Origin of the sequence: Protaetiibacter larvae (assembly GCF_008365275.1) — a bacterium.
GTDB lineage: Bacteria > Actinomycetota > Actinomycetes > Actinomycetales > Microbacteriaceae > Homoserinibacter > Homoserinibacter larvae.
The window spans coordinates 778401-805398 of the sequence record NZ_CP043504.1; the positions used below are offsets into that span (position 1 = coordinate 778401).

Consider the following 26998-nt stretch of genomic DNA (forward strand, 5'->3'; position numbering starts at 1 on the left):
CCCGTGCCGATCGACTCGAAGCGCATCGAGGCGGCCGTCGTCGAGTTGCTGCGGGCGATCGGCGAGGATCCGGCCCGACCGGGGCTCGCCCAGACGCCGGAGCGGATCGCCGCGTCGTACGGCGAACTGTTCGCAGGGCTCGACGAGGATCCGCTCGAGCACCTCGCCGACGCGGAGGAGTTCACGGGTGAGGCCGACGGCCTCGGCGATCTGGTGCTCGTGCGCGACATCTCGTTCCGCTCCACCTGCGAGCACCACCTGCTGCCCTTCGTGGGCGTCGCCCACCTGGCCTATGTGCCGGGGGAGCGCATCGTGGGTCTCGGCAAGCTCGCCCGCGTGGTCGAGACGCTGAGCTCGCGCCCGCAGCTGCAGGAGCGCCTCACCGAGCAGATCGCGGACGCCCTCGACCAGGGTCTCGCCCCCCGCGGGGCGCTCGTGGTGCTGGATGCCCGCCACGGCTGCGTCTCGGCGCGCGGCACGCGCCAGGTCGACTCCACGACGGTCACCGTCGCGAGCCGTGGCACCCTCGCGGAGCCGGCGGCGCAGGCGGGGGTGCTGGCTCTCATCGGCTCCGGGATCGGCGCGGGAGCAGCGGGGACGCCGTGACCGCGATCCTCGGGATCCTCAACGTGACCCCCGACTCGTTCAGCGACGGCGGGCGATGGGCGCGCCTCGACGACGCCGTCGACCATGCCGCCCGCATGCACGCGGCGGGCGCCGACTGGGTCGACGTGGGCGGCGAGTCGACCCGGCCCGGCGCGGCCGCGATCGACCCCGACGAGGAGCAGCGTCGCGTCGTGCCGGTGGTCCGGGCGATCGCGGAGCGCGGCATCCCGGTGTCGATCGACACCCGCAACGCCGCCACGGCATCCGCTGCGATCGAGGCGGGAGCCTCGGTGGTGAACGACGTCTCGGGGGGTCTGTACGACCCGCACATGCCGGTCGTGGTCGCCGAGACGGGGGTGCGCTTCGTGGTCATGCACTGGCGGGGCGGGGCGGATGTGGAGCCGCAGTACATCGACGTCGTCTCGGAGGTGCGCGCGGAGCTCAAGGCGCGGATCGCGGAACTCGTGGTGATCGGGGTGCGGCCCGATCGCATCATCGTGGATCCGGGTCTCGGCTTCTCGAAGACGGCGGAGCACAACTGGGAGCTGCTGCGTCGACTCGACGAGCTCACCCCGCTCGCGCCCGTGCTGGTCGGCGCCTCGCGCAAGCGCTTCATCGGGCGGCTGCTGCCCGACAACGCGCCGCTCGGCAAGCGCGACGCCCCGACGGCGACGATCAGCGCGCTCGCGGCGCAGGCGGGGGCGTGGGGCGTTCGCGTTCACGACGTGCCATCGACGAGACTGGCACTGGATGTCTGGGAGCACTGGCAAGGAGGCCACGGTGACCGCGCCTGACGAGATCACGCTGACGGGCCTGCGGGCCATCGGCTACCACGGCGTCTACGAGCAGGAGCGCGTCGAGGGCCAGCTGTTCATCGTGGACGTGACCTTGCACCTCTCGCTCGCGGCGGCCGCTTCGGGCGACGACCTGAACGCGACGGTGCACTACGGCGAGCTCGCCGACAAGGTGGTGCGGGCGGTGGAGTCGGATCCCGTGGATCTGATCGAGACGGTCGCCGAGCGGGTGGCGAACCTGGCACTCGCCTACCCGGTCGTGGACACGGTGACGGTGACCGTGCACAAGCCGAGCGCCCCGATCGCGGTGCCGTTCGCGGATGTCAGCGTCACGATCCGCCGGGGCCGCTCGTGACTACCCCGACGCGCGCCGTCGTGGCCTTCGGGGCGAACCTGGGGGACCGCGAGGCGACGCTGCTGTCGGCGGCCCGCGAGCTGGCCGACTCCGAGGGCGTGGTGCTGCGGGCCGTCGCCCCGGTGATCGAGACGCCGGCGCTGCGTCCGCACGGGGTCGATCCGGAGGCGCCCGCCTACCTCAACACGGTCGCCCTGATCGACACGACCCTGTCGCCCGCCGCGCTGCACGCGGTGCTGCGCCGCGTGGAGGACGCCCACGGTCGGGTGCGCGCCGAACGCTGGGGCGACCGCACCCTCGACCTCGATCTCATCGTCTACGGCGAGCTGCAGCAGGACGACCCCGAGTTGACGCTGCCGCATCCGCGCGCCCACGAACGCGCCTTCGTGCTCGGCCCGTGGCTCGCGGTGGATGCGGATGCCGTGCTCCCCGGCCGCGGCCGGGTGTCCGCGCTGCTGGCCGCGCTCGAGGAGGAGGGCTCGTGACGCGCACCCGCCCCGGCGCGCTCGTGCTGCTGGCGGGGATCGGCGCGGTCGCCGCGTTCCTGCTGCAGCTGGGCCTGGGCGCGCTCGGCTACTCGAAGCTCGTGCCGCAGTTGTCGCTCTCGGTGACGCTCGCCGTGATCGCCGTGGTGGTGGTGGCGCTCGCGGTGCCGATCCGGCGTGCCACGCGCAGCACGGTGAAGCGCCGCGTGGACCCGTTCTACGCGACCCGGGTGGTGCTCATCGCGAAGGCGAGTTCGATCACCGGCTCGCTCCTCGCGGGTGGCGCCGCCGGGGTGCTCGTGGAGCTGCTCGTCCGGCCGGTCTCGGCGTCGTCGTCGGTGTGGAGCGCGGTGGCGATGCTGGTGGCGGCGCTGCTGCTGCTCGCGGCGGGGCTCGTGGCGGAGAGCCTCTGCACGGTGCCGCCGGACGACGACGAGCGGCATCCGCCGGGAACCGCGGCATCCTGACCGGTAGCGTGAACCCGTGACCGACGACGCCGCCCCCGTGACCGCCGCACCCACCGGGCAGCGGCTCGATCCCGTGCCGGGCGAGTGGCGGCGGGTGTCGCCGAAGTACCTGGTGGTCGACCTGGTGTCCACCCTCATCGGCGGTGCGATCGCGACCGCGGCGACCGCCCTGCCCGCGACGCTCTTCGGCTGGGGCGTGTGGTGGTGGCTGCTGCCGGCCGCGGTCGCGCTGGTCTCGCTCGTGGGGCTCGCGCTGACCCCGCGCCGGGTGCGCTCGATCGGCTACCGGCTGCGGGACGACGATCTGCTGTTCCGCCGCGGCATCATGTTCCAGCGTTTCGTGGCGGTGCCTTTCGGGCGGATGCAGCTCGTCGACATCACGCGCGGCCCGATCGTGCGCGCACTCGGCCTCGCCGAGCTCAAGCTCGTGACGGCCGCCGCATCGAGCGGCGTCGTCATCCCGGGCCTGCCGCTCGCCGAGGCGGAGGAGCTGCGCGACCACCTCGTGGCGCTCGCCGAGACGCGTCGGGCGGGGCTGTGACCCAGCTCGCCGACGGCTCCTGGCACCGACTGCACCCGGCGACGCCTCTGCTGCGCGGCGGGATCGCGTTCCTCGCGCTGCTCGGGATCGTCATCGCGAACCTCCGCGAACGGCTCGTCGAGTTCTTCATCCCCGGCGTCGAATGCCCGGAGTCGCTGTGCTCGGAGGACCCGATCTCGGTCATCCTCGACCGGTACCTGCTCCTCGCGGTGCTCGTGGCGGCGGTCGTGCTGCTGCTCATCGTGGCGTTGTTCTGGCTCTCCTGGCGGATGCACACCTTCCGGGTCACCGAGGAGGTCGTGGAGGTGCGTTCCGGGGTGGTGTTCCGCTCGCACCGCAAGGCCCGGCTCGATCGCGTGCAGGGCATCAACGTGAGCCGCCCGCTCGTCGCGCGCATCTTCGGTGCAGCCCGCTTGGAGATCAGCGCGGCCGGCTCCGACGCGAACATGCAGCTCGCCTACCTCACGAGCGCCAACGCCGACGGTTTGCGGGCCGAGATCCTCAGCCGCGCGTCGGGCATCCGGGCGCAGGCCGCGTCCGCGTCGGCGTCGGAGGCGAACGGGGATGCGCCCGCCGCGCCCGCGGGACTCGGCGAGGTGGCCCGTCAGCGCATCGACGAGTTCCTGGCACCCGAACTCGACCCGAACCTCGCTCCGCCGCAATCGGTCGTGACGATGCACGCCGGGCGTCTCGTCGGGTCGACCGCGTTGAGCTTCGGGACGATCTTCTTCGTGCTCGTGATCGTCGTGCTGGCGATCGTCATGACCGCCACCGACGGCGGGCCGTACCTGCTGTTCGCGACCATCCCCGTGCTGTTCGGCTTCGGCTCCTTCCTCGCGAACCGCATCGTCAAGTCGCTGCGGTACTCGATCGCGGCCACCCCCGACGGGGTGCGGGTGGGCTTCGGGCTGCTGTCGACGAGCAACGAGACGATCCCGCCCGGCCGCATCCACAGCGTCGAGATCTCGCAGGAGCTGCTGTGGCGTCCCGCCGACTGGTGGACGGTCCGGGTGAACCTGGCCTCGCACTCCTCCGCGAAGGGGGCGGCGGGGCAGCGCAGCACCACGATCCTCCCGGTGGGTTCCCGGGTCGAGGTGCTCAAGGTGCTCGAGCTCGTGCTTCCCGGGCTCGTGACGGAGGCGACCCGTTGGCAGATCGAGGGCGGCCTCGACGACGCACGCCACGGCGACGGCTTCACCACCTCCCCGCGCCGGGCCGCGATCCTGCGGTGGTTCTCCTGGCGGCGCAACGGCTTCCTGCTGTTCCCGGATGCCGTGGTGCTGCGCCGCGGCGCGATCTGGCGTTCGCTCATCGTGGTGCCGACGGCCCGCACGCAGAGCGTCGACGTCCGGCAGGGGCCGCTCGAGCGGGCGCTCGGGCTCTCGGCCGTGCAGGTGCACACCGTGTCGGGTCCGGTGAGCGCACGCATCGGCGCCCTCGACGTGCGGGACGCCTCCCGCCTGTTCCGCGGCGTCGCCGCGGCGGGGGTCGCGGCGATCGAGGCGGATCGCTCGCACCGCTGGGGCGCCGCGTGAACGCCCGGGACGGGCGGCTCGGCGTGGGGGTGATCGGCGGCGGCCACGTGGGTCCCGTGCTGGGGGCGGCCCTCGGCGGCGCCGGGCACGCGGTCGTCGGGGTCGCCACGGTGTCGGATGAGGGGCGCGACCGGGTGGAGGCGCTGCTGCCGGGCGTGCCGGTGCTGGCGGTGCCGGAGCTCGTCGAGCGCAGCGAACTGGTGCTCATCGCGGTGCCCGACGAGGAGCTCCCGGAGCTCGTGGCGGGGCTCGCCGCCGTCGGCGCCTGGCAGCCGGGGCAGCTCGTGGCGCATACGGCGCCCGGATACGGGGTCGGGGTGCTGCAGCCCGCCTTCGCGGCCGGCGCGATCCCGCTCGCCATCCATCCGGCGATGGCCTTCACGGGCACGAGCATCGACCTCGCCCGCCTGCACGACGCCTGGTGCGCCGTCACCGCCCCGACGCCCGTGCTGCCGATCGCCCAGGCACTCGTGGTGGAGCTCGGCGCCGAGCCGGTCGTGGTGGCGGAGGCCGACCGCCCAGGCTATGCGGCGGCGCTCGCGGCACTGCGCGGACTCTCGGCCGAGGTGGTGGCCGAGGCGGTCGACGCGCTGCGCGCGGCGGGGGTGCCGAGCCCGGGCCGGGTGATCGCCCCGCTGCTGCGTTCGGCGATCGAGAACGCCCTCGCGGCCGCCGGCGACTGAGGTCCGAGCGGGGCCGAGACCGGGCTAGCCTTGACACTCGTGACCCTGCCCGATGTCGTGACCACGATCGCCGAGCTGCGCACGCGCCTCGCCGGGCAGCGGGTGGCGCTCGTGCCGACGATGGGCGCGCTGCACGCCGGGCACCTCGCCCTCGTGGACCGCGCGGTCGACCTGGCGACCGCATCCGCGGACGGTCTCGTGGTCGTGTCGATCTTCGTGAACCCCCTGCAGTTCGGGCCTGCGGAAGACCTCGACCGGTATCCGCGCGACCTCGACGCCGACCTGGCCGCGCTCGCGGACCGCGGGGTCGGGATCGTGTTCGCGCCGAGCGTCGCCGAGATGTACCCCGACGGCAAGCCGCAGGTGACGCTGCGCGGCGGCGCCGTCTCCGAGCTGTACGAGGGCCGCTCGCGCCCCGGGCACTTCGACGGCATGCTCACCGTGGTGGCGAAGCTGCTCGGCATCGTGCGGCCCGCCGTGGCGCTCTTCGGACGCAAGGACGCGCAGCAGCTGTTCCTCGTGCAGCGGATGGTGAAGGACCTCGACCTCGCCATCCGCATCGAGGGCGTCGAGACGGTGCGCGAAGCCGACGGGCTCGCGCTCTCGAGTCGCAACCGCTTCCTCACCGCCGAGGAGCGCAAGGCCGCCCCCACCCTGCACCGGGCGCTCGAGGCGGCGTCCTCGGCGGGCGATCGCGGCATCGACGCGGTGATCGCGGCCGCCCAGTCGGTGCTCATGGATGAGGAACTCGTTAAGCTCGACTACCTGAGGGTCGTCGACCCGCGCACCTTCCAGCCGGTGTCCGACGACTTCCGCGGGCCCGCGCGCGTGCTCATCGCCGCGCACCTCGGGACGACCCGTCTCATCGACAACGACGACATCTACCTGAACTGAGCACCCCCGTGACCGAGCCCACCGAGATCCCCGCCGAGCCCACCCTCGAGGAGATCGCCGAGCAGAAGGCCGTGCGGCTCGCCAAGCGCGAGCGCCTCATCGCCGAGGGCGACGAGGCCTACCCGGTGACCCTGCCGATCACCGACACCATCCCGGCCCTGCGCGAGCGATTCGGCGCGCTCGAGGCGGACGCCACCACCGGCGTCCGGGTGGGTGTCGCCGGGCGCGTCGTACACCTGCGCAACACCGGCAAGCTGTGCTTCGCGGCCCTGCAGTCGGGCGACGGATCGCGCATCCAGGCGATGGTGTCGCTCGCCGAGGTGGGCGAGGAATCGCTGCAGCGCTGGAAGGAGCTCGTCGACCTGGGCGACCACCTGTTCGTCGCGGGCGAGGTGATCTCGTCGCGTCGCGGCGAGCTGTCGATCCTCGCCGACGAGTGGCGGATCGCGGCGAAGGCGATCCTGCCGCTGCCGAACCTGCACTCCGAGCTCTCCGAGGAGACCCGGGTGCGCCAGCGCTACCTCGACCTCATCGTGCGCGAGCAGGCCCGCCACACGGTCGTCGCCCGCGCGAAGGCGGTCGCCTCGCTGCGGGCCACCTTCGCCTCGCACGGCTTCCTCGAGGTCGAGACCCCCATGCTGCAGACCCAGCACGGCGGAGCGGCGGCACGTCCCTTCGTCACCCACTCGAACGCCTTCGACACCGAGCTGTTCCTGCGGATCGCGCCGGAGCTGTTCCTCAAGCGCGCCGCCGTCGGCGGCATCGACCGGGTGTTCGAGATCAACCGCAACTTCCGCAACGAGGGTGCCGACTCCACCCACAGCCCCGAGTTCGCGATGCTCGAGGCCTACCAGGCGTACGGCGACTACGGCACGATCGCCGACCTCACCCAGGAGCTCATCCAGAACGCCGCCGTCGCGGTGTCCGGATCGCATGTGGTCACCTGGGCGGACGGCACCGCGTTCGACCTCGGCGGCCAGTGGGACCGCATCTCGATGTACGGCTCGCTGTCGGATGCGGCGGGCGTCGCGATCACGCCGCAGACGCCGCTCGCCGCGCTCGCCGCGCTCGCCGAACGCGAGGGCGTCGAGGTGAAGCTGCCCACCCACGGCAAGTACGTGGAGGAGCTGTGGGAGCACTTCGTGAAGGGCGGGCTCGAGCGGCCCACCTTCGTGATGGACTTCCCCGTCGACACCTCGCCGCTCGTGCGCGACCACCGCGAGATCCCGGGCGTCGTGGAGAAGTGGGACCTCTACGTGCGCGGCTTCGAGCTCGCCACCGGCTACTCGGAGCTCGTCGACCCCGTCATCCAGCGGGAGCGCTTCATCGAGCAGGCGAAGCTCGCCGACCGCGGCGACGACGAGGCGATGCGGCTCGACGAGGACTTCCTGCGGGCGATGGAGCACGGCATGCCCCCGATGGGCGGCATGGGCATGGGCATCGACCGCCTGCTCATGGCGATCACCGGCCTCGGCATCCGCGAGACGATCCTGTTCCCGCTGGTGAAGTAGGTTCGCAGCATGACCGAGCCGACCCCGGAGAAGGAGCCGAAGCCCGCGGGCGAGCGGCCGAAGATCTCGCGCGGCCGCATCGCCGTGTGGATCGCGATGGCGGCCATCGGGCTGTGGCTCATCGGAACCGGCATCGTCGGCATCCTCACCACGAAGGGCTGAGCGGTGGATCGACGCACCTCGCGGCTGGTGATGTACGGCGGGCTCGTGCTGATCCTCGTGGTGGTCGTCCTCGTCGTCGTGCTCAGCCCGCGCTGAGCCGGGCGTCGTAGGCTGGCGGCATGCCCACCGACTTCTGGGGAAACGCGATCTTCTCCGTGATCCCGACGATCGCGCTCGGGCTGGTCTTCTGGTTCGTGCTGCGCGCGATCATCCGCGCGGACCGCACCGAGCGCAAGGTCTACGCCGAGATGGAGGCCGAGGAGCGCGCGCGTCGCGCCGCGGCCCGGCGCGACAGCTGAGGTGATCGAGGAGCGCCCGCGCCGCTGACCGGTCGCGAGCTCCCCTGCCCGCACCGCGCGATCCCGCATCCCGAATCAAGGAGCCCAGCCTCCCAACTCAAGGAGTGCGTGTGGCTCGTGATGCGCGTGGGGCAGATGGGGCCGGATTCGCCCGTCGACTCCTTGAGTTGGGTTCCGCGACTCCTTGATTCGGGATGGCCGCGGCAGCGGGCCGGGACGGATGCGCTACTCGCGCGGCCGCAACCGCACGTTCGGCAGCTCCGGCGCCGGCAGCGGCGACCCGTCGTACCCGTCGACGTGCCCGAAGCGCCCGCCGCGCTCGGCATCCGCGATCACCTCGCGCTGCCACTGCTCGCGGAGAGCCACGATCTCGTCGTGGCTGCGTCCCACGAAGTTCCACCACATGACGATCGGTTCGCGCAGCGGCGCGCCGCCGATCACGAGAACCCGCAGCGCGGCGCTCGGCGCCTCGATGCGCAGCGCATCCGCCCCCACCGGCACGACGCCCAGGTGGTGCGGCGGCACCTCGACCCCCTGCAGGCGCGCGGGCTCGTGGTCGACGACGAGGCCGTACTCGAACCCCGGATCGGCGGGCAGCTCGACGCTCGCGCCCGCCGGCAGGGCGAGCTCCGCCGCGACGAGCGGTGTGTACGCGGTGACGGGCGAGGTGATGCCGAGCCACGACCCCACGAACACCCGCAGCGTCGCCTCGCCCACTCGGGCCACCTCGGCGACATGGCTCTCGAAGAACGGCGCGACACCGCGATCCGCCTCCGGCAGGGCGGTCCACAACTGCACCCCGTGCAGCTCGGTCGCGGCCGTCGTCGATACCTCGGAGTGCTGGATGCCGCGCCCGGCCGTCATGAGGTTCACCTGGCCGGGGGCGACGAACGCGTGGGCGCCTGTCGAGTCGCGGTGCTCGATCTCGCCCGCGTACAGCCAGCTGACGGTCTGCAAGCCGGTGTGCGGATGCGGGGGAGTGTCCATCGCGCCGGCGCGCGGGGTGGGGGTCGGGCCGTAGGAGTCGACGAAGCACCACGCGCCGATGAGCGAGCGTTTGCGCTGCGGGAGGGTGCGCCGCACGAGCAGCGCGCGCGGCCCGCCGAGCGGCACCTCGCGCGGTTCGAGCACCTCCACCCCGCTCGTGCTCGCATCCACGACGCAGACGAGCTCCTGCGGGTCCCGCTCGAGGTTGCTCACGCCCCGACCCTAGTCCCGCGACCGGTGCCGCACGGGGGCTCATTCCGGGGGATGCGCTCCCCTCTTCGACCGCTCGACGACCCGAACGGGGGATCGTGGGAGCTGAGCGGCGCTCGCTAGCGTCGACCGCATGGCGAGACGCGCAGGGGTGCGGGCAGCTGCGGCGGCGCTCGCGGCCGTGGTGGCGGCATCCGCCTTGTCGGGGTGCCAGTTCGTCGAGGATGTCGTGGCCGGGCAGCGGCTGCTCACCGCCGGGCTGAACGCCGATGCGGCTCTCCGTGAGCTCGTCGCCGAGTTGGAGGCGCTCGTCTCGGTGGAGTCGGCGGAGTACGCCTTCGACGCGGCCGATGTCGATTCCCGGCCGGGCCTGCAGGTCGCGCTCGTCTCGACCGATCCGGGGGACTGGCGCGAGGTGCAGTCGCTGATCGAGGAGACCGGGGAGCTCGACGCGTTCGAGGAGCGCCCGATCACGGCCACGCTGACCTCGGGCATGGTCTCCGCGACCATCGACACGGGCTCCCACCTGCTGCTCGGTGCGGACGCCTTGGCCGCGGCACGGGAGGCGGGCGGGCTCTTCCCGGACGCCCGGATCGAGCTGGCGCCGTGGTCCGACGTCGCGGCCGCGGTGACGGTGAGCACTCCGGGCACGGCGGAGGAGCTGCTCGCACGCGTCACGGGCGACCCCGGCGTGCGGGCGTTCCTCGCGCCGCTCGACCCGGAGCGGGTGTGGGTCGCGTTCCGCGCCGCGGGGCTGGAGTTGGGCGGCATCCCGAGCGCCGCCGAGGCGCAGTGGATTCTCGATCGCCTCGCCGTCGAGCTGCCCCGGTATCCGGTGGCCGTCGGTGCGGATGCCGCGGTTGCGTATCCGACGGAGTGGGTGCAGGTCTCCGCGGGGGTGTCCGCCGCCGACCGCATGTTCACGATCCAGCTCGTGGGCGACGATGGGGTTGCGACGGGCCCCGCGTGGGACGCCCTCCTCGAGGTGCTGCGGGTCGGGGCGCCGGGGGCGGACGATTCCTGCGCTCCGCTGCAGGTGTTCTACCCGTGGCCGGGCGTTCAGGGGAACTGGCCGTCCTTCGTGAACGACTGCGTCGAGTGGGCCGACGCGAACGCGGTCGACCGTCCGACGCTCGCTCCCCTGCGCGACGCCCTCGCGGCATCCGGCATCGACCTCGCCGCCCTCGGCTTCCGCCTCTCCTGAACCCGCGAGATGTCAGAAGTTGCACGATTCGGGCCGGGAAACCGCAACAGCTGACATCTCGCGGGATTCAGCGGAGGGTGAGGAGGTCGCCGGGCTGGCAGTCGAGGGCGTCGCAGATGGCGGTGAGGGTGGAGAAGCGGATGGCGCGGGCGCGGTCGTTCTTGAGCACGGAGAGGTTCACGAGGCTCACCCCGACGAGCTCCGAGAGGCGGGTGAGCGTCATCCCGCGTGCCTCGAGCAGTTCGTCGAGGCGGCAGTGGATGCGGCCGGAGTCGTCGGGTTCGGCGGGCGCCATCAGACGAGCCCCTCGGTGTCGCGCTCGGCCGCCTCGGCCCGGGTGCGCAGCTGCTCACCCGCCCGGAAGGCGATGCCGACCGCCGCAAGCGCGAAGGCGATGAGCAGCGGCCACCACTCGACCGTGAGCAGGAACTCGGCCGGATCCGGCCAGCCGAGGTCGACGAGCGAGTCGGGCGCCTCGGGGCCGGTGTACGACCAGCTCCACACCTGCAGCACGTCGCTGCTCGCCTGCAGCTCGCCGAGCTGCGTCGTGATCGAACCGGCGCCGCCGCCCACGAACACCGCGAGCGCGCTCGCCACGAAGGCGCGGCCCGCGCCCGGCCGGAACGCGGCACGGCGGCGCAGCGATGCGGCCAGCCGCGACACCGACAGCGCGATCACGACCGTCATCGCTCCGTAGAGCAGGGTGCCGGATGCCAGCAGGATGCGGGCGAGCGCGCCGAGTCCCCTGACCTGGGCGGTCATCGCATCCATGCTGCCGGAGACCAGGGTGGCGACGGGGGTGTCGTCGAGCGTCACACCGCGGGGCACCTCGACCGGGAACGGGGAGACGGGGAAGGTGACCGTGACGGCATCCGAGAACAGGGTGATCGCGGCCGTGAACACGGCGTAGCTGCCGGCGATGACGGCCACCGCGATCGCCCCGAACAAGATGATCGGGAGCACGCGACTCGCCTGGTTCGCCGCGAGCGCACGACCGAGCGCGATCACGACCAGCAGGACGGCGGCCAGCACGACCGCCACGAGGACGATGAGGGCGGAGGAGCCGATGGCGCTCATGCCAGGCCCTCCGTCGCGCGCTGCAGGCGGGTGCCTGCGCGGAACACGCAGGCGAGGGCGAGGTTGCCGACGCCGACCACGAGTTCGCCGAGGAGGATGACGAGGACCGCGATGCGGCCGGCTCGGCTGATGTCGGGGGGTGCGGTGGTGACCATTCGAGGGCTGCCTTCCTTATCGAATGTCGTTAATGTAACGATGATCGATAAGGCGCGCAAGCGCGTGGATCCCCCGCGAACCTCGATCCGGGTGACCAGCTCACGCGTCAGGGTCGCCGACCGCGTCCCACTCGCCCTCCCGCGTACCCCAGGAACGGAAACTGGGGTCGTTCGCGTCGCTCCGGAGCGCACCGCGTCGATAGCGTCGATCCGCCATGAGAGTCGCCACCCGAGGCGACCGACGAAGGGGAGGGTCGCCATGACGACTTCAGGAGTACACGCGCGCGCCCGTCGCGCCGCGGCGGGAATCGGGGCGGTCGCCCTCGGACTGTCGGGGGCGCTGCTCGCCGGCGCACCGGCGTGGGCCGCGGATGCGCCGGCCGGCACGTTCACCGTTCCGAACGCGGCCGTCGTGGAGGACGACGAGCCCGGCTACTGGTCGGCGACGCTGACGCCGAGCAGCGAGTTCAGCGTCGCCGAGGGCGACGTCATCGAGATCCAGGCGGAGGACGCGAACTTCTTCGCCGAGGGCCCTGCGGCCGCCGAGTGGGGTGGCACCTTCGCGGATCGCGAATGGGGCGCCTACCTGCTCTTCCTCGGCCCGACCACCGGCTTCGCCCGCTTCACGGCGACCGTCACCGAGGGCGACGACGCCTCGACCATCCTCGTCACCCTGCCGGCCGACGCCGCCCAGCCGTCGGATGCGCCCATCGCGCAGCTGACCCTCTCGGCCAAGGGTGCGGACTCGAGCTCCGGCATCAGCCTCGGCGCACCCCTCACCTGGTCCGGCGCCGGCGCATCCACCGGCGACGACGAGTCGACCACCCCGGACACGAGCGCCCCCTCGGTGGGTGCGGCTCCCGGCAGCACCCTCTCGCCCGGCGGATCGCTCGTCGTCGACGCGGGCGGATTCACCCCCGGCGAGTCGGTCGAGGTGTGGCTGCACTCCGACCCGGTGAAGCTCGGCACCCTCGTCGCCGGGGGAACCGGACGCATCAGCGGCAGCTTCACGATCCCCGGTTCGGTGCCCGTGGGCAACCACACGGTCGTCGCGACCGGGCTGACCTCCGGCGCCTCGGTCAGCATCGCGATCCGACTGCAGCTGCCGAACACGGGCGTCGACGTCACGCCGCTGCTGCTGGTGGCGGGCGTGCTCGGACTGGGTGGCCTCGCGCTCGTCGTGACCGCCCGGCGGCGCGGGGTCGTCACCCCCGCCTGATCCCCCAACCCGACGCCGAGGGCGGCCGTGCGAGTCATCGCGCGGCCGCCCTCGCGCGTTCGGGCGCCACGGTGCGCGACGCGACTGCGCCCACGGCGAACAGCGGCATCCCGCACGGGGTCGCGTCGTTACTCTCGATGTACCGGCACGGTCTCGACCCCGTTGCTGCGAGGAGTTGACATGTTCGAGAGATTCACCGACCGAGCCCGTCGGGTGGTTGTGCTGGCCCAAGAAGAGGCCAAGATGCTCAACCACAACTACATCGGCACCGAGCACATCCTGCTGGGCCTCATCCACGAGGGTGAAGGCGTCGCCGCCAAGGCGCTCGAGTCGTTGGGCATCTCGCTGGACGCCGTGCGCGAGCAGGTGCAGGACATCATCGGCCAGGGTCAGCAGCAGCCGACCGGCCACATCCCCTTCACCCCGCGCGCCAAGAAGGTGCTCGAGCTGAGCCTGCGCGAGGCGCTGCAGCTGGGTCACAGCTACATCGGCACCGAGCACATCCTGCTCGGCCTCATCCGCGAGGGCGAAGGCGTCGCCGCGCAGGTGCTCGTCAAGCTCGGCGCCGACCTCAACCGCGTGCGTCAGCAGGTCATCCAGCTGCTGTCCGGATACCAGGGCAAGGAGCAGGTCGCCACCGGCGCCCAGGAGGCGAGCCCCGACAAGGGCAGCCAGATCCTCGACCAGTTCGGCCGCAACCTCACCCAGGCCGCCCGCGAGGGCAAGCTCGACCCGGTGATCGGGCGCGAGAAGGAGATGGAGCGGGTCATGCAGATCCTCTCCCGCCGCTCCAAGAACAACCCCGTGCTGATCGGCGAGCCCGGCGTCGGCAAGACCGCCGTCGTCGAGGGCCTCGCCCAGGCGATCGTGCGGGGAGATGTGCCCGAGACCCTCAAGGACAAGCAGCTCTACACGCTCGACCTCGGCAGCCTCATCGCCGGGTCCCGCTACCGCGGCGACTTCGAGGAGCGCCTCAAGAAGGTCACCAAGGAGATCCGCACCCGCGGCGACATCATCACCTTCATCGACGAGATCCACACCCTCGTCGGCGCGGGCGCGGCCGAGGGTGCGATCGACGCGGCCAACATCCTGAAGCCGCTGCTCGCCCGCGGTGAGCTGCAGACCATCGGCGCGACCACCCTCGACGAGTACCGCAAGCACTTCGAGAAGGATGCCGCGCTCGAGCGCCGCTTCCAGCCCGTGCAGGTGGCCGAGCCGAGCCTGCCCATGACGATCAACATCCTCAAGGGGCTGCGCGACAAGTACGAGGCCTTCCACAAGGTGTCGATCACGGATGGCGCGATCGTCGCCGCCGCGAACCTCGCCGACCGCTACGTGCAGGACCGCTTCCTGCCCGACAAGGCCATCGACCTGATCGACGAGGCCGGCGCCCGCCTGCGGCTGTCGATCCTGTCGGCCCCGCCGGAGCTGCGCGAGTTCGACGACAAGATCGCCGCGGTGCGCGCCGAGAAGGAGGGCGCCATCGAGGACCAGGACTTCGAGGTCGCCGCCCTCAAGCGCGACGAGGAGAAGAAGCTGCTCGGCGAGCGGCTGCGCCTCGAGAAGCAGTGGCGCTCGGGCGACGTGGCCGCATCCGGCACCGTCGACGAGGGTGTCATCGCCGAGGTGCTCGCGAACGCCACCGGCATCCCGGTGTTCAAGCTCACCGAGGAGGAGTCGGCTCGCCTGATCTTCATGGAGAAGGCGCTGCACCAGCGGGTGATCGGTCAGGAGGAGGCCATCTCGGTGCTCGCCAAGACCATCCGCCGCACGCGTGCCGGCCTCAAGGACCCGAAGCGTCCGTCCGGGTCGTTCATCTTCGCCGGCCCCACCGGTGTCGGCAAGACCGAGCTGGCCAAGGCGCTCGCGGAGTTCCTCTTCGACGATGAGAACGCGCTCATCTCGCTCGACATGAGCGAGTACGGCGAGAAGCACACCGTCTCGCGGCTGTTCGGCGCCCCTCCCGGCTTCGTCGGCTTCGAGGAGGGCGGCCAGCTCACCGAGAAGGTGCGCCGCAAGCCGTTCAGCGTCGTGCTCTTCGACGAGATCGAGAAGGCGCACCCCGACATCTTCAACTCGCTGCTCCAGATCCTGGAGGAGGGACGTCTGACGGATGGTCAGGGCCGCGTGGTCGACTTCAAGAACACCGTGATCATCATGACGACCAACCTCGGCACGAAGGACATCACGGGGGGACCTGTCGGCTTCACGATCGAGGGCAACTCGGAGACGTCCTACCGCGCGATGCGCGCGAAGGTGGTGGAGGAGCTCAAGAAGCACTTCAAGCCCGAGTTCCTGAACCGCGTCGACGAGACGATCGTGTTCCCGCAGCTCAACCGCGAGGAGCTCATGCAGATCGTGGGGCTCTTCATCAAGCGCCTCTCCGACCGCCTGCTCGACCGCGACATGACGATCGAGGTGTCGGACGCCGCCCAGGCGCGTCTGATCGAGATCGGATGGGAGCCCACCCTGGGTGCGAGGCCGCTCCGCCGCGCGGTGCAGCACGAGATCGAGGACAAGCTCTCCGAGTCGATCCTGCACTCGGAGATCGACGCGGGCGACCACATCCGGGTCGACTTCGTGGATGGCGAGTTCACCTTCGAGACGGGTCGTCAGGCCGGTCGCGCGCTCCCCGAGAAGGTGGGCGCCGCCGACGCCGTCGAGTAGCTGTTCGCTTCAGGAGGGGCGGGGTTCTTCGGACCCCGCCCCTTCGTCCGCCGCCAACTCGCGTCGCACATGCTCGGCGAGTCCGGCGAAGCCGCTCTCCGGGATGCCGACCACCGCGCCCGCGAAGGCAGCGGCCCAGCCGCGCGCCCGGCGCCAGCTGGCCGCGTCGTAGCGCGCGCCGAGCTGCGCGCGGAAGCGCTCACGTCCCGCGGCCGTGAAGAACAGCCACCCGGCCGACAGGTCGGCTGCCGGATCGCCCGCGGTGATGTCGCCGAAGTCGATCACCGCGGTGACCGTCGCGCCGTCGACGAGCACGTTGCCCGGGTGCAGGTCGCCGTGCAGCCAGAGCGGCGGCCCGGCCCACGGCGGGGCGGCCAGGGCATCCGTCCAGGCGGCGAGCAGCACCGGATGCGGGGCGAGTCGGGTGCGCATCGCCTCGTCGCGGGCGGCGAGCGGCACGCCCCGGAACGGGTTCGCGGGGGCGTCGGCGGGCGCGGGCTCGTGGAGGGCGACGAGCACCTCGGCGAGCTGCTCGGCCAGGGCGTCGCGGTCCGCCGGGTCGTCGGCGATCGCCGGATGCCCGGTGAACCACGGCACGATCGACCACGCCCACGGGTAGTCGCCATCGGGCACGCCCACCGCGACCGGGGTCGGCACCGGAACGGGCAGCCGGGGCGCGAGCAGGGGCAGCCAGCGCTGCTCGTGCTCGACGAGCTCCGCGGCGGCGGCCCGCCGCGGAAGCCGCACGGCGAGCTCGTCGCCGAGCCGGAAGAGATCGTTGTCCCAGCCGTGCGCCACGAGCTCGAGCGTCCCGCGACGCGACGGATGCTGAGCCGCGATCAGCCGATCGACCTGCTCGGCCGTCAGCGAGATCTCCGCGGGTGGGTGCGACATCAGGCGTCAGAGTAGCGTTCGTGGCGTGACCTCACCGCTCGCCGTGTCGCTGGGCCTCCCGGGCAGTCTGCCGCTCCACACGATCCGCGAGGCCGCCGTCGCGGCGGAGAGCGCGGGCCTCCACGCACTCTGGCTCAACGACACCCCCGGCGGCGACTCGCTCGCCGGGCTCGCGGCGGCGGCCGGCGTCACCACCGGCCTGCAGCTCGCAACGGGGGTGATCCCTCTCGATCGGCTCACGGCATCCGAGATCGCCGGACGGGTGATCGAGCTCGGCCTGCCGCGGGAGCGGCTCACGCTGGGTGTCGGCTCCGGCGCCGCCCGGCATCCCGTGCCTCTCGTCGCCGCGGGCATCGTGGAGCTCGAGGCGCTGCTGAACGTGCGGGTGGTGCTCGGCGCGCTGGGTCCGCGGATGCGGCGGCTGGGCGCCGAGCGTGCCCACGGCCTGCTGCTGAGCTGGCTCACCCCCGAGACGGCGGCCGTGGCACGGGCCGAGGCGACCGCCGCCGCGATCGAGCAGGGCCGGCGCACGGTGCCGCGCGTCGTGCTCTACGCGCGCACGATCACGGAACCGGCTGCCCGCCCGGCGCTCGAGACGGAGTCGGCGCGGTACGAGAGCTATCCGAGCTACGCCGCGAACTTCGCACGGCTCGGCCACGGCGCGCTCGCCGCGACGATCGGCGCCGAACCCGGTTCGCTCGCCGACGGCATCACCGCCTACGCGGGTGCCGTCGACGAGCTCGTGCTGCGCGCCATCACGGGCGACGACTCGGCCGCAGCCATCCGCCGTTTCGTCGACGCCGTCGAGGAGCTCGGCGCGTTCCTGGGCGGCGTCGACCTCTGACCGCGCGGCGGCGTTAGGGTTTCCCGGTGACCTCCGAGTTCCAGGTGCGGCGTGCGCGCACCTCCGACGTCCGCGGCATCCTCGAGCTGATCGAGCCGTACGTCGAGCGACGCATCCTGCTGGGCAAGGAGCGCGTCACCCTCTACGAGGCGCTGCAGGAGTTCCGGGTGGCGGAGGCGGCGGACGGCACCCTCATCGGCTGCGGGGCTCTGCACGTCATCTGGGAGGACCTCGGCGAGGTGCGCACGCTCGCCGTCGCGGCGCCGTGGCGGCACCGTCGGGTGGGGCACGCGATCCTGGAGCGCCTCGAGCAGGACGCCCGCGAGCTCGGCCTCAGCCGCCTGTTCTGCCTGACCTTCGAGACGCGCTTCTTCGGCGAACGCGGTTTCGAGCCGATCGGCGAGCGCGTCGTCGACCCGGAGGTGTACGCGGAGCTGGTGCGGTCTCCCGACGACGGCGTCGCCGAGTTCCTCGACCTGGCTCGCGTCAAGCAGAACACCCTCGGCAACACCCGGATGCTCAAACAGCTCTAGCTTTCGCAGCTCGCATCCGGCACACGCCGCATCCGTGGCCCGGATCGGGCGCGCGGCAGGCCTAGCCTGACGACATGTCGAGCGAGCAGCCCGGACGCCTCCCCGCATCCGTGTATCGACGCCGTCGCGTCGTCGTCGGGCTCGCCGTGCTCGCGGTGATCGTCGTGATCGTGCTGCTCGTGATCCCGCGGGGCGGCGACGACCCCGACCGGGCGCCGGGCGCCGGCAGCTCGCAGACCCCCTCCGACGACGAGACGACGGACGGCGCCGCCGCCGATCCCACCGCGGCATGCGATCCGGCGGTCATCGAGTTGACCCCGGTGATCGACGCGACCGAGTTCCCGGCGGGGCAGAACCCCCTCATCTCCATGGAGATCACCAACACCGGCGCCGTGCCCTGCACGATCAACGTCGGCACGGATGCGCAGCGCTACGACATCGTGAGCGGCGCGGATCCGATCTGGAACTCGCAGGACTGCCAGACCTCCCCCACCCCGCAGGATCAGGTGCTGCAGCCCGGTGTGGCCGTCTCGACGACGCCGTTCCCCTGGGACCGCACCCGGTCGTCCGCAGACACCTGTTCCGCGGACCGGCCGCAGGTCACCGCGGGGGGCGCGACCTACCGCCTCTCGGTCTCGCTCGGGGATGTGACCTCGGCGAGCGACGTGCCCTTCCTGCTCTACTGAGACGGTTTCGAGACCGGGCGATGCGATAGCGTCGAGCAACCCTGGAGCCCGATGCCCGACACCACCACCGTCGCGGGGCCCGGCGAGCGTCCCGCCGACCGTCCGCGCCCCACGCGCCTACGGCGCGCCGTCGCGTCGATCGCCGTCGGCGGGCTGGTCGTCGTCGGCACGGCGGGACTCGCGTTCGCGGATCTCGCGCCCACGGCTCCCGCGGGCGGGGCGGCGGCCCGGTTCGTGCCGCCTGACGGATACGCCGCGCTCGCGACAGCGGGGGACGGCAGCCGCACGATCCACGAGTCGGCGCGCGACACCGGTCCGTCGTTGCTCCTCGAGGAGCCGGCGGGAGCCGTCGCGCACCTGTTCTCGGAGATCCCGTTCGATGTGCTGGGCAGCGCGCAGCTGTGGCGCGACATGTCGACGCCGCTCGACACCCCCGGCGTCCCGCTCTCGAGCATCTACCTCCTCGACGACTCGGGGGTGTCGCTGCTGACCGCCACGGGCGCGGAGCTCGGGTTCAGCTACCTGCCGGGGCTCGTCGTGCTGCCCGCGGATGCCGCGCCGGGGGCGAGCTGGACCGGCGAGGGTTCCGCCATCCCCGGCGGCGCGATCGGCTACACGACCGCGGGCGAGGTGGCGGCGGGCGACCACGGGTGCCTCGTCACCACGACGGACACGCGCTACCTCGATGCCGCGACGGGGGAGGAGCTGCTGCAGGTGGTCGACACCGCGACCTGGTGCCCGGGGCGCGGCGTGGTCGCCGACCGGGCCGACTCCGGATCGGGGCCTATCACGGTCGAGAGCCGACCGCTCCCCGACGTCGACACGGGACTCGGCGGCGACGTCGACCCCGAACCTGTCCCGCTCGAGCTCGCCGACGCGGCCGACTGGACCGTGCGTCCGCTCGCCTTCCAGCGTTCCGACCCGGCGTTCGGCGACTCGCCGCGGGGCACGCCGTTCGAAGGCATCGGCGCGACCACGGCGGACGGCAGCCTCGTGCTCGCCGCCACCGGGCGACTGACCGCCTTCCGCGTCGACGGCGCGACGGCGACCCAGGCGTGGGGTGCCGCGCCGGGTGGCGACGTGCTCCAGGTCGCCGCCCTCGGCGAGCTCGTGCTGGTCTCGACGAGCGAACGCCGGCTCGTCGCCTACGACCAACGCGGCGTGCGCCTGTGGAATCAGCGGTTCCCGGATGTCGTGCTCGCACGCCCCGAGGCGGTCGGCGCCGATCTCGTCGCGGTGAGCCTCGACGGCACGCTGCGCCGCATCGATGCCGCGACGGGCGAGACGGTCTGGTCGATCGCCCTGCGCACCGACGTGGCGCAGGCCCCCGCGGTCGTCGGCGGCACGGTCGTGGTCGTGGATCGCGGTTCGACGGTGATCGCGCGCTCGCTCGAGGACGGCTCGGCGGTGTGGCGGACCGAGCTCGAGGGTGCGTCGCGGGTCGCCGCGGGCGAGGGGATCCTCGCGGCGCAGGGCACGACGACCGACGTCTGGCGACTCGACCCCGCCGACGGGGCCATCATCTGGCATGGCGAACGACCCGGCGCCGCGCGGCTGCTCCTCGTGACCGCCGAGCTCGTGGTGGCCCAGAGCGACGAGGGCACCACCGCGTTCGCCACCGGCTCGGGTGCGCGACGCTGGACCGACGCGGCGGCCGGCGGCCTCGCCGGCGACGGCACGCGCATCCTGCTCACCGACGCGCAGGGGCTCCGGGTGAGGGATGCCGCGGGCGAGCTCGAGGCGCAGCTCGAGGTGCCGGTCGCGGGCGCGGGCACCACGAGGTTCCACCTGCCGTGGGGCGACGCGGTGCGCGTCATCAACAGCGACGGCACCGGATGGCTGGTGGCGCCATGAGGGCGGTGATCCGGACCGGGTGGCGCGTCGTCGTCGAGTTCGTGCAGCACGTGGTGATCGACCAGGTGCGGGACGGACGGCTGCGCGACCTCGGCTGGCCGCTGGGCCTGCGCCCGGTGGTCACCGTGGGCGTGGTGGGCTACGTCGTCGCAGCGTTGCTCGTGCTGCTCTCCGGCCCCCTGCGGGAGTGGATCCCGCTCGCCTCGCAGTCGGGTGCCGTCATCTTCACCCTGCCCCGGGCGATCGTCTGGTTGCTGCTCGCCCTGACCGCGCTGTCGATGACGCTCGCGGCCTGCGGTGCGCTGCACGCCCGCGCCTGGTTCCGATGGCTCACGGTCGGTCTCGTCATCGTCGTGCTGCTGTTCACGACCCTGCCCGACCAGCACGAGCTCCCCCTCTCGCGCATCGTCACGATCCTGGCGTCGGTGGGGCTCATCGTGTTCGTCGCCATCCGCGGTGGACGGGGCTTCCGGTGGTGGGAGTTCGCCGTCGTCGGCGCGCTCGTGTGGGGTCCGCTCGTCGTGACGGCGGGGGTGCTCACCGCCATCAACCGGCCGTTCGGCTTCGACTTCCTGCCCATCCTGTTGAGCCTCATGCTGTCGAGCCTCGGCCAGCTCGCGGTGCCGGCGGCGATCGCCGCCGGCGCGGCGGTCGCGAACGTCACGACCTCGGCGGCGGTCTGGGCGGGCACGGTGGTGCGTCGGGTGGTCGGCGTGCGCGCGGTCGTCGTGCTGCTCGTGCTCGCGGTGATCTGGCGCGGCATCGACGTGGGGGTCGGGATCGGCGCCATCCTGGCGGAGGACGCCCGGGTGCGTGCGGTGCTGGGCGGCGGCATCCTGCTGGCGCTCATCGCGGTGTCCTGGTTCGCGCTCGCCCGGATGCGCGCGGGTCGCGGCGCCCCGAACGCCGTCGAGATGATCGACGGGATCGACGCCCTCGCCCTCGCCGTGGCGGCCTTCACCACGACGAGCGTGCTCGCGACGCCGGTGATCCTCGTCGGCAACGTGGCTGTCGGCTTCGGGGCGCCGCAGGGGGTCGCGGATGTGCTGCTCGCGGTCGCGGAGTTCCTTGCGGACACGGCGGTCGTCTTCGGAGTGCGCCTCGCGGGCGGCGTGGTGCTGCTGGCGCTGGCGGTCGTGCAGGCGCGCCGCGGGCGGCGCACCACCCCCGAGCTCATGGCGGCGGTCGGCATCGCGTCGGTGCTCATCGCCGCGACGGTGCTTTTCGAGTTCCCGCTGCTGTGGTCGCCGGAGGGACTCGAGCTGTGGGGTGCGGTGCTCGCCGTCGGCGTGCTGCTCGTGGCGATCATCCGCCGGCGGGTGAGCCCGGCGCGCGCGACCGCGGTGCTCGTGGCGTTGCTGCTCTCGGCGCTCTTCGCCTACCGCGACATCGTGACCGACCCGATCGCGTTCCTGCTCGGCTTCGCGGGAGGCGCGGTCGTGCTGTTCGGCTTCGTGTGGTCGTTCCTCACCGGCTACAAGATCGCGAACCAGGATTCCCGTGCCTACCCGCGCCCGGCCCGCGTGCAGCTCGCGCTCGCGAACGCCGTGTTCAGCATCACGGTGCTCGCCTTCCTGGCCCTCGCCCGCGACCCGGATGCGGCGGTGGCCCTCGGCGATCTGGCGGCGTTCGGCGGGCAGTCGTTCGGCGACCCGCTCGTCGCGGCGGTGCTGCTGCTCGCGCTGTGGGCGGCCCTGCGGAACCGGGAGCTCGATGAGGAGTCCCCGCCCGCGGAGCGGCCCGGAGAGGACGTGGCGTCGCCGGAGGCCGAAGCTCAGAACGCGGGGACGTCGACCGTTTCGCGCTGAGCGCCCGAGAAGGCGAGGGTCTCGGCCGTCCGCAGGGTGCCCGCGCCGTCGTCGACGATGCGACGGTAGCCGAGGCGCGCGCCTTCGGCGGTGCGCTGACGGGCGCCGGGGACCGGCCGCACCTCGCCCGCGAGACTGATCTCGCCGATCGCGGCGAGATCGCGCGGCAGGGCGAGGTCTTTCGCGGCGGAGGCGATCGCGAGCGCGATGGCCAGGTCGGCACCGGGTTCGGCCAGGCGGATGCCGCCCACCGTCGACACATAGACGTCCGAGGTGCTGAGCTTGATGCCGCAACGCTTCTCGAGCACCGCGATGAGCATGGCGACGCGTGAGGCATCCACCCCGCTCACCACGCGGCGCGGGTTGGGCGCCTGGGTGCCCACGACGAGCGCCTGCACCTCGACCGGCAGCGCCCGGCGCCCCTCGATCGTGACCGTCACACAGGTGCCCGGCACCGGGGTGGTCGCGCGGGAGAGGAACAGGCCGGACGGGTCGGGCACCTCGGCGATGCCGTCGCCCGTCATCTCGAAGCAGCCCGCCTCGTCGGTGGGGCCGAAGCGGTTCTTGAGCGCCCGAACGAAGCGCAGCGCCGTCTGGCGGTCGCCGTCGAAGCTCAGCACGACATCCACGAGGTGTTCGAGCAGCCGGGGGCCCGCGATCGAGCCGTCCTTCGTGACATGGCCGACGAGCAGCAGCGGCAGGGCGCGCTCCTTCGCCACCCGGATGAGCGTGCCCGCCACCTCGCGCACCTGCGCGGGCTGGCCGGCCGCGCCATCCGAGAGGGCCGATGACACCGTCTGCACCGAGTCGACGATGAGCAGCTGCGGGCGGACGGCGTCGATCTGCCCGAGCACGGTCGCGAGGTCGGTCTCTGCGGCGAGGTAGAGCTCGTCGTCGAGGGCGCCGGTTCGTTCGGCGCGCAAGCGCACCTGGCTGGCCGACTCCTCGGCCGACACGTACAGCACGCGGATGCCGCGGCGGGCGGCGCGGGCCGCCACCTCGAGCAGCAGGGTCGACTTGCCGACGCCGGGCTCGCCCGAGAGCAGCACGGTGGCGCCGGGCACGAGCCCGCCGCCGAGCACGCGGTCGAACTCGCCGATGCCCGTGGGGCGGTGGGCGGCCTCATCCGCCTGGTGCGCCGTGATGGGGCGGGCAGCGCGCGACTCGGGAACCGCTGCCGGGGCGACCGTGGCGGTGGGGGCGCCGCGCTCGACGATCGATCCCCAGGCCTGGCACTCGGGGCAGCGGCCGAACCACTTGGCTCCCGTCCAGCCGCACTCCGAACACGCGAATCCGGGGGCGACGGGACGAGCCATGCCGCCAGCCTAGGCGCGGCCTGCGACACCCCCGCCGCTCCCGTGCCGCGTCGGCGGCACCCCCGCTGATCTCGGGTCCCGCGGGGCGGCACCCCCCGCTGATCTCGAGTCTCGCGGTGCGGCACCCCCCGCTGATCGAGTGCCGCGCGCAGCGCGGTGTATCGAGATCCCACCCCCGAGTGGCAGACTCGCGGCATGTCGTTCCAGGCGTACCTCGACGCGGTCGAGGCCAAGACCGGGCTCACGCCCCGCCAGCTCGTCGACCTCGCGAAGGAGCGCGGTTTCGACGCGCCGGGCGTGAAGGCGGGCGTCATCGTGCAGTGGCTCGCCGACGACTACGGCCTCGGCCGGGGGCACGCGATGGCGATGGTGCACGTGATCCAGAAGGGCCCGGAGATCTCCGCCAAGCACGTCGGGACCGGCGGTTCGCACAGCGACGCCTCGACGACGTTGTGGCTCGACGGCAAGGCGACGAACCCCGCCGGCAGCCGCTGAGCGGGATCAGCCGCGCTCGAGCAGCACCATCACCTCGTAGTGCTCCGTCTGCGGGAACATGTCGAACACCCGCACCCGCCGCGCGCGGTAGGAGGGCAGCGCGGCCAGATCCCGTGCGAGGCTGACCGCGTTGCAGCTCGAGTACACGATCGCCCGCGCGCCGGATGCCTCGAGGGTGCCCGCGAGCTCCGTCCCGAGCCCGCGCCGCGGCGGGTTGACGATCACGAGCTCGGGCGCTTCCGCGCCGGCCGCCTCGATCGCGGTGGCATCCCCGACGCGGAACGCGACGTCGGCGAGCCCCGCCTCGGCCGCGCTCGCCCGCGCACTGGCGACGGCGGGCGCGCTCACCTCGACGCCGAGCACCCGGCGCCCGGGCGCCGCGATGTGCAGCGCGAAGCCGCCGACCCCGCAGTACAGGTCCCACGCCGACGCCGGCTGGAGCTCGTCCACCCACGCGCGCGCCTGCCGGTAGAGCGCGGCGGCGATGCCCGTGTTGGTCTGGAAGAAGCTGCCGGGCCGCAGGTGCAGCACGACGTCGTCGAGGCGCATCGCGAGGGTCTCGTCGGCCGTGAGCGGCACCTCCACCTCGCCCTCGAGCAGGGCCGCGTGCTCGGGCAGCAGGTTCGCCGAGACGACCGCGAGCTGCGGAAGCGCGTCGAGCAGCCCCGGCAGGTGCTTGCGGATGCGGGCGAGGCTCTCGGTGGATCGCAGCACGAGCCGCAGCATGAGGCGGCCATCGGGGGACTCGGTGAGCAGCACGTGCTTGAGTTCGCCGCGCCGCGTCGGCACGTCGTAGGGCACCAGGCGCGCGCGGGTGATGAAGGCGGTGATCGCGGGGAAGGCGGCGCCCAGTCCCGGCGCGAGCACCCCGCATGCCTGCAGGTCGACGCCGTGGCGGGCGGCGTCGAGGATCCCGAGGGTCGGCGCGTCGACGGTGCCGCCGACGACCATCTTCGCCTTGTTGCGGAACGCCTCGGGGGCGCTCGCGACCGGCGGCAGCCACACGGCATCCGCCCACGGGGCGAGCAGTTCTTCGGCGTGCGCGACCTTGCGCGCGAGCTGTTCGCTGTACTCGACGCCCATGAGCGTGCACGAGCGGCACACGCCCGCCTCGAAGTACCCGCACCGCACCCGGTCACCCTACGCCGCATCCTGTGCCAGAAATGCAGGAGACTCGGCTGCTCGGCGACGGCGAGCTGCGGATGGGCGGGGTCGCCTCATCCGGTTCTCCTGCATTTCTGGCAGAGGTGGAGGCTGGACGGACGCCGGGGTGGACGCAGAAGTGGGGCGCCGGCTCGCGCCGACGCCCCACCCCGCGAACTCAGCCGACCCGGCAGGTGGCCGATGGCGCGTTGCTGTTGCCGTTCTTGTAGAGGGTGAGGCCGAAGTTGTTCCCGGCCCCGTTGGGCTTCGCGGTGCGCGTGATGCCGCTGCCGCTGATGGTGGCGTTCCAGCTGTTCTGCACCGACTGGCTGCCGTTGAGGGTGATCGTCACGGTCCAGTTGCTGGAGCCGCTGACGGCGAAGTTGACGTTGAAGCGGTCGCCCCACTCGTCGGCCTTCGTGACGCTCACCGAGCAGCTCCCCGTGCCTCCGCCGGTGTTCCCTCCACCGCCCGTGTTCCCGCCGCCGGTGTTCCCGCCGCCGCTCGTGCCTCCGGACGCCGTGCAGCTCGCGGTGGGCAAGGTGGAACTGCCGTTCTTGAGCACGGTGATGCCGAAGTTGTTCCCGGCGCCGCTGGGCTTCGCGGTGCGCGTGTTGCCGCTGCCGCTCAGGGTGGTGTTCCAGCTGTTCTGCACGGACTGGCTGCCGTTGAGGCCGATGTTGACCGTCCAGTTGCTGCTGCCGGAGACCGCGAAGTTGACGTTGAAGCGGTCGGACCACTCGTCGCCCTTGGTGACGCTCACCGTGCAGCCGCTGCTGGGCGGCACGGTGCCGGAGCCGCCGCCGGTGTTCCCGCCGCCGGTCGAGCCTCCGCCCGTGCTGCCTCCGCCCGTGCTGCCGCCGCCCGTCGAGCCGCCGCCCGAGGTGGAGCCGCCGATCGTGATGTTGGAGGAGCCGCTGCTCTGGTATCCCTCCGTCGCCAGGATCTGGTAATCGTGGTTGCCCAGGTTCATGCCCTTGCTGGCCCAGGCGTCGAAGTGGTTGCCGGTGGTGATGGTGCCGCCGGTGCGCTTCGACTGCCGCACGCTCCAGAACTGCTTGAAGGTGGCCGTGCCCTGGATCGACGGCTGGTTGGTGCGCGTCGTCTCGTAGATGTCGTAGGTGCCGCCGTCGCTCGTGACCGTGCCCTTGAAGGTGCCGGTCGGACGGTAGGTGCCCCAGTTGTCGACGATGTAGTACTCGATGAGCGGGCTCGTGGTCCAGCCGTAGAGCGTGAGGTAGGCGTTGCCCGAGGGGTTGAAGGTGCCGGAGTAGGTCACCGCGCGGCGCGCACCCGTGCTCCAGCCCTTGCCGGCGACGAAGTTGCCGGTGTTGCTCCATTGGGTGGAGTAGTTGCCGCCGGATCCGAGCTCCATCGAGACGGTGCCCGAGCTGTCGGTCCAGAACGAGTAGAAGTACCCGTTGTTGGTGCCGGTCTGGTTGGAGGTGACGGCGGCACTGGCCGGGACGGCCGGTGCCAGAGCCAGGACGCTCGCGATACCGATGGCCGCGAGGGCCTGGATGGATCGGCGCCGCGGGGGCGCGCCGACACCCAGAGTCGAAACTTTCGACATT

The 26998-nt window shown here is 72.5% G+C and carries 29 protein-coding genes; 21 read left to right on the top strand and 8 right to left on the bottom strand.

The genetic code is table 11. The features are described 5' to 3' along the window. Positions 1-3: 3 nt before the first annotated feature. From folE to FLP23_RS03645, 12 genes are all read left to right on the top strand, one after another. On the top strand, positions 4-606 hold the full coding sequence (folE, locus tag FLP23_RS03600) for a GTP cyclohydrolase I FolE (protein WP_149324607.1): 603 nt from the start codon (positions 4-6) through the stop codon (positions 604-606). Continuing rightward, positions 603-1400: a dihydropteroate synthase gene (gene folP / locus FLP23_RS03605; protein ID WP_149324608.1), complete on the top strand. Its 798-nt coding sequence runs from the start codon at positions 603-605 to the stop codon at positions 1398-1400. The genes folE and folP overlap by 4 nt, the downstream gene beginning before the upstream one ends. After that, entirely contained in the window at positions 1387-1755 is a 369-nt protein-coding gene (gene folB, locus FLP23_RS03610) for a dihydroneopterin aldolase (protein ID WP_246140048.1), read from the top strand. Before folP ends, folB begins: the two co-directional genes overlap by 14 nt. Then, entirely contained in the window at positions 1752-2240 is a 489-nt protein-coding gene (gene folK, locus FLP23_RS03615; RefSeq protein WP_149324610.1) for a 2-amino-4-hydroxy-6-hydroxymethyldihydropteridine diphosphokinase, read from the top strand. The genes folB and folK overlap by 4 nt, the downstream gene beginning before the upstream one ends. Next, entirely contained in the window at positions 2237-2707 is a 471-nt protein-coding gene (locus tag FLP23_RS03620; RefSeq protein ID WP_246140049.1) for a DUF3180 family protein, read from the top strand. The genes folK and FLP23_RS03620 overlap by 4 nt, the downstream gene beginning before the upstream one ends. A 16-nt stretch (positions 2708-2723) precedes the next feature. Beyond that, positions 2724-3248, top strand: a complete 525-nt coding sequence (locus FLP23_RS03625; protein WP_246140050.1) for a PH domain-containing protein — start codon at positions 2724-2726, stop codon at positions 3246-3248. Continuing rightward, positions 3245-4783: a PH domain-containing protein gene (locus FLP23_RS12340; RefSeq protein ID WP_246140051.1), complete on the top strand. Its 1539-nt coding sequence runs from the start codon at positions 3245-3247 to the stop codon at positions 4781-4783. The genes FLP23_RS03625 and FLP23_RS12340 overlap by 4 nt, the downstream gene beginning before the upstream one ends. Continuing rightward, complete coding sequence (locus FLP23_RS12345) at positions 4780-5466, top strand: DUF2520 domain-containing protein (RefSeq protein WP_210413939.1); 687 nt, start codon at positions 4780-4782, stop codon at positions 5464-5466. Before FLP23_RS12340 ends, FLP23_RS12345 begins: the two co-directional genes overlap by 4 nt. Before the next feature lie 39 nt (positions 5467-5505). Beyond that, positions 5506-6360, top strand: a complete 855-nt coding sequence (panC, locus tag FLP23_RS03635) for a pantoate--beta-alanine ligase (protein ID WP_149324612.1) — start codon at positions 5506-5508, stop codon at positions 6358-6360. Positions 6361-6368: 8 nt separating this feature from the next. Then, a complete protein-coding gene (lysS, locus tag FLP23_RS03640; protein ID WP_210413941.1) occupies positions 6369-7871 on the top strand; it encodes a lysine--tRNA ligase in 1503 nt (500 codons plus the stop codon). 9 nt (positions 7872-7880) lie between these two features. Further along, entirely contained in the window at positions 7881-8033 is a 153-nt protein-coding gene (locus tag FLP23_RS12180; protein ID WP_168200365.1) for a hypothetical protein, read from the top strand. 119 nt (positions 8034-8152) lie between these two features. Then, positions 8153-8332, top strand: a complete 180-nt coding sequence (locus FLP23_RS03645) for a hypothetical protein (RefSeq protein ID WP_149324614.1) — start codon at positions 8153-8155, stop codon at positions 8330-8332. A 225-nt stretch (positions 8333-8557) separates the two neighbouring features. Here the strand turns inward: FLP23_RS03645 and FLP23_RS03650 are convergent, their stop codons facing one another. After that, positions 8558-9532, bottom strand: a complete 975-nt coding sequence (locus FLP23_RS03650; protein ID WP_149324615.1) for a pirin family protein — start codon at positions 9530-9532, stop codon at positions 8558-8560. A 130-nt stretch (positions 9533-9662) separates the two neighbouring features. On the opposite strand from FLP23_RS03650, the gene FLP23_RS03655 reads away from it, so the two are divergent. Continuing rightward, complete coding sequence (locus tag FLP23_RS03655) at positions 9663-10733, top strand: hypothetical protein (protein WP_149324616.1); 1071 nt, start codon at positions 9663-9665, stop codon at positions 10731-10733. 67 nt (positions 10734-10800) lie between these two features. On the opposite strand, the gene FLP23_RS03660 is transcribed toward FLP23_RS03655, so the two are convergent. Genes FLP23_RS03660 through FLP23_RS12185 form a run of 3 tightly spaced genes read right to left on the bottom strand, consistent with a single transcriptional unit; the run spans position 10801 to position 11965 of the window. Then, positions 10801-11028, bottom strand: coding sequence for a helix-turn-helix domain-containing protein (locus FLP23_RS03660; protein ID WP_149324617.1), 228 nt, complete (start codon positions 11026-11028; stop codon positions 10801-10803). Then, the gene (locus FLP23_RS03665; protein ID WP_149324618.1) at positions 11028-11810 is read right to left on the bottom strand and encodes a hypothetical protein; all 783 of its coding nucleotides are present in this window, start codon (positions 11808-11810) and stop codon (positions 11028-11030) included. Before FLP23_RS03665 ends, FLP23_RS03660 begins: the two co-directional genes overlap by 1 nt. Continuing rightward, on the bottom strand, positions 11807-11965 hold the full coding sequence (locus tag FLP23_RS12185; protein ID WP_168200366.1) for a hypothetical protein: 159 nt from the start codon (positions 11963-11965) through the stop codon (positions 11807-11809). Before FLP23_RS12185 ends, FLP23_RS03665 begins: the two co-directional genes overlap by 4 nt. 259 nt (positions 11966-12224) lie before the next feature. Here FLP23_RS12185 and FLP23_RS03670 point away from each other — a divergent pair, with 259 nt between their 5' ends. Then, complete coding sequence (locus FLP23_RS03670) at positions 12225-13184, top strand: LPXTG cell wall anchor domain-containing protein (RefSeq protein ID WP_168200367.1); 960 nt, start codon at positions 12225-12227, stop codon at positions 13182-13184. A gap of 180 nt (positions 13185-13364) precedes the next feature. Next, positions 13365-15851: an ATP-dependent Clp protease ATP-binding subunit gene (locus tag FLP23_RS03675; protein ID WP_149324620.1), complete on the top strand. Its 2487-nt coding sequence runs from the start codon at positions 13365-13367 to the stop codon at positions 15849-15851. 9 nt (positions 15852-15860) lie between these two features. Here the strand turns inward: FLP23_RS03675 and FLP23_RS03680 are convergent, their stop codons facing one another. Then, entirely contained in the window at positions 15861-16745 is an 885-nt protein-coding gene (locus FLP23_RS03680) for an aminoglycoside phosphotransferase family protein (protein WP_149324621.1), read from the bottom strand. Positions 16746-16770: 25 nt separating this feature from the next. Between FLP23_RS03680 and FLP23_RS03685 the strand changes: the two genes are divergently transcribed. The 5 genes from FLP23_RS03685 (at position 16771) to FLP23_RS03705 (ending at position 22470) form a co-directional block, all read left to right on the top strand. Further along, positions 16771-17589, top strand: a complete 819-nt coding sequence (locus tag FLP23_RS03685; RefSeq protein WP_246140052.1) for an LLM class flavin-dependent oxidoreductase — start codon at positions 16771-16773, stop codon at positions 17587-17589. A gap of 26 nt (positions 17590-17615) precedes the next feature. Next, positions 17616-18122, top strand: coding sequence for an amino-acid N-acetyltransferase (locus FLP23_RS03690; RefSeq protein ID WP_149324622.1), 507 nt, complete (start codon positions 17616-17618; stop codon positions 18120-18122). Positions 18123-18196: 74 nt separating this feature from the next. Further along, on the top strand, positions 18197-18808 hold the full coding sequence (locus FLP23_RS03695; protein ID WP_149324623.1) for a hypothetical protein: 612 nt from the start codon (positions 18197-18199) through the stop codon (positions 18806-18808). Between the two features lie 51 nt (positions 18809-18859). Next, positions 18860-20662, top strand: coding sequence for an outer membrane protein assembly factor BamB family protein (locus FLP23_RS03700; protein ID WP_149324624.1), 1803 nt, complete (start codon positions 18860-18862; stop codon positions 20660-20662). Then, positions 20659-22470 carry a hypothetical protein gene (locus FLP23_RS03705; RefSeq protein ID WP_149324625.1) on the top strand — a complete coding sequence of 604 codons (1812 nt, stop codon included), beginning with the start codon at positions 20659-20661 and terminating at the stop codon, positions 22468-22470. The genes FLP23_RS03700 and FLP23_RS03705 overlap by 4 nt, the downstream gene beginning before the upstream one ends. On the opposite strand, the gene radA is transcribed toward FLP23_RS03705, so the two are convergent. Beyond that, positions 22437-23786, bottom strand: coding sequence for a DNA repair protein RadA (gene radA, locus FLP23_RS03710; protein WP_149324626.1), 1350 nt, complete (start codon positions 23784-23786; stop codon positions 22437-22439). The two genes, FLP23_RS03705 and radA, sit on opposite strands and share 34 nt — an antisense overlap. Before the next feature lie 195 nt (positions 23787-23981). On the opposite strand from radA, the gene FLP23_RS03715 reads away from it, so the two are divergent. After that, on the top strand, positions 23982-24281 hold the full coding sequence (locus FLP23_RS03715) for a DUF4287 domain-containing protein (protein WP_149324627.1): 300 nt from the start codon (positions 23982-23984) through the stop codon (positions 24279-24281). Between the two features lie 6 nt (positions 24282-24287). Here FLP23_RS03715 and rlmC read toward each other — a convergent pair whose 3' ends face one another. Both rlmC and FLP23_RS12540 read right to left on the bottom strand, forming a co-directional pair. After that, positions 24288-25412: a 23S rRNA (uracil(747)-C(5))-methyltransferase RlmC gene (rlmC, locus tag FLP23_RS03720; protein WP_149324628.1), complete on the bottom strand. Its 1125-nt coding sequence runs from the start codon at positions 25410-25412 to the stop codon at positions 24288-24290. A 190-nt stretch (positions 25413-25602) separates the two neighbouring features. Further along, a complete protein-coding gene (locus FLP23_RS12540; RefSeq protein ID WP_149324629.1) occupies positions 25603-26997 on the bottom strand; it encodes a glycoside hydrolase family 11 protein in 1395 nt (464 codons plus the stop codon). Position 26998: the final 1 nt, after the last annotated feature.

Excerpts from the sequence above, each read along its gene's own strand:
- FLP23_RS12180 (WP_168200365.1), top strand. The coding sequence starts at position 7,881 with ATGACCGAGCCGACCCCGGAGAAGGAGCCGAAGCCCGCGGGCGAGCGG.
- FLP23_RS03645 (WP_149324614.1), top strand. The coding sequence starts at position 8,153 with ATGCCCACCGACTTCTGGGGAAACGCGATCTTCTCCGTGATCCCGACG.
- FLP23_RS03655 (WP_149324616.1), top strand. The coding sequence starts at position 9,663 with ATGGCGAGACGCGCAGGGGTGCGGGCAGCTGCGGCGGCGCTCGCGGCC.
- FLP23_RS03660 (WP_149324617.1), bottom strand. The coding sequence starts at position 11,028 with ATGGCGCCCGCCGAACCCGACGACTCCGGCCGCATCCACTGCCGCCTC.
- FLP23_RS03665 (WP_149324618.1), bottom strand. The coding sequence starts at position 11,810 with ATGAGCGCCATCGGCTCCTCCGCCCTCATCGTCCTCGTGGCGGTCGTG.
- FLP23_RS12185 (WP_168200366.1), bottom strand. The coding sequence starts at position 11,965 with ATGGTCACCACCGCACCCCCCGACATCAGCCGAGCCGGCCGCATCGCG.
- FLP23_RS03670 (WP_168200367.1), top strand. The coding sequence starts at position 12,225 with ATGACGACTTCAGGAGTACACGCGCGCGCCCGTCGCGCCGCGGCGGGA.
- FLP23_RS03675 (WP_149324620.1), top strand. The coding sequence starts at position 13,365 with ATGTTCGAGAGATTCACCGACCGAGCCCGTCGGGTGGTTGTGCTGGCC.
- FLP23_RS03680 (WP_149324621.1), bottom strand. The coding sequence starts at position 16,745 with ATGTCGCACCCACCCGCGGAGATCTCGCTGACGGCCGAGCAGGTCGAT.
- FLP23_RS03695 (WP_149324623.1), top strand. The coding sequence starts at position 18,197 with ATGTCGAGCGAGCAGCCCGGACGCCTCCCCGCATCCGTGTATCGACGC.
- FLP23_RS03700 (WP_149324624.1), top strand. The coding sequence starts at position 18,860 with ATGCCCGACACCACCACCGTCGCGGGGCCCGGCGAGCGTCCCGCCGAC.
- FLP23_RS03705 (WP_149324625.1), top strand. The coding sequence starts at position 20,659 with ATGAGGGCGGTGATCCGGACCGGGTGGCGCGTCGTCGTCGAGTTCGTG.
- radA (WP_149324626.1), bottom strand. The coding sequence starts at position 23,786 with ATGGCTCGTCCCGTCGCCCCCGGATTCGCGTGTTCGGAGTGCGGCTGG.
- FLP23_RS03715 (WP_149324627.1), top strand. The coding sequence starts at position 23,982 with ATGTCGTTCCAGGCGTACCTCGACGCGGTCGAGGCCAAGACCGGGCTC.
- FLP23_RS12540 (WP_149324629.1), bottom strand. The coding sequence starts at position 26,997 with ATGTCGAAAGTTTCGACTCTGGGTGTCGGCGCGCCCCCGCGGCGCCGA.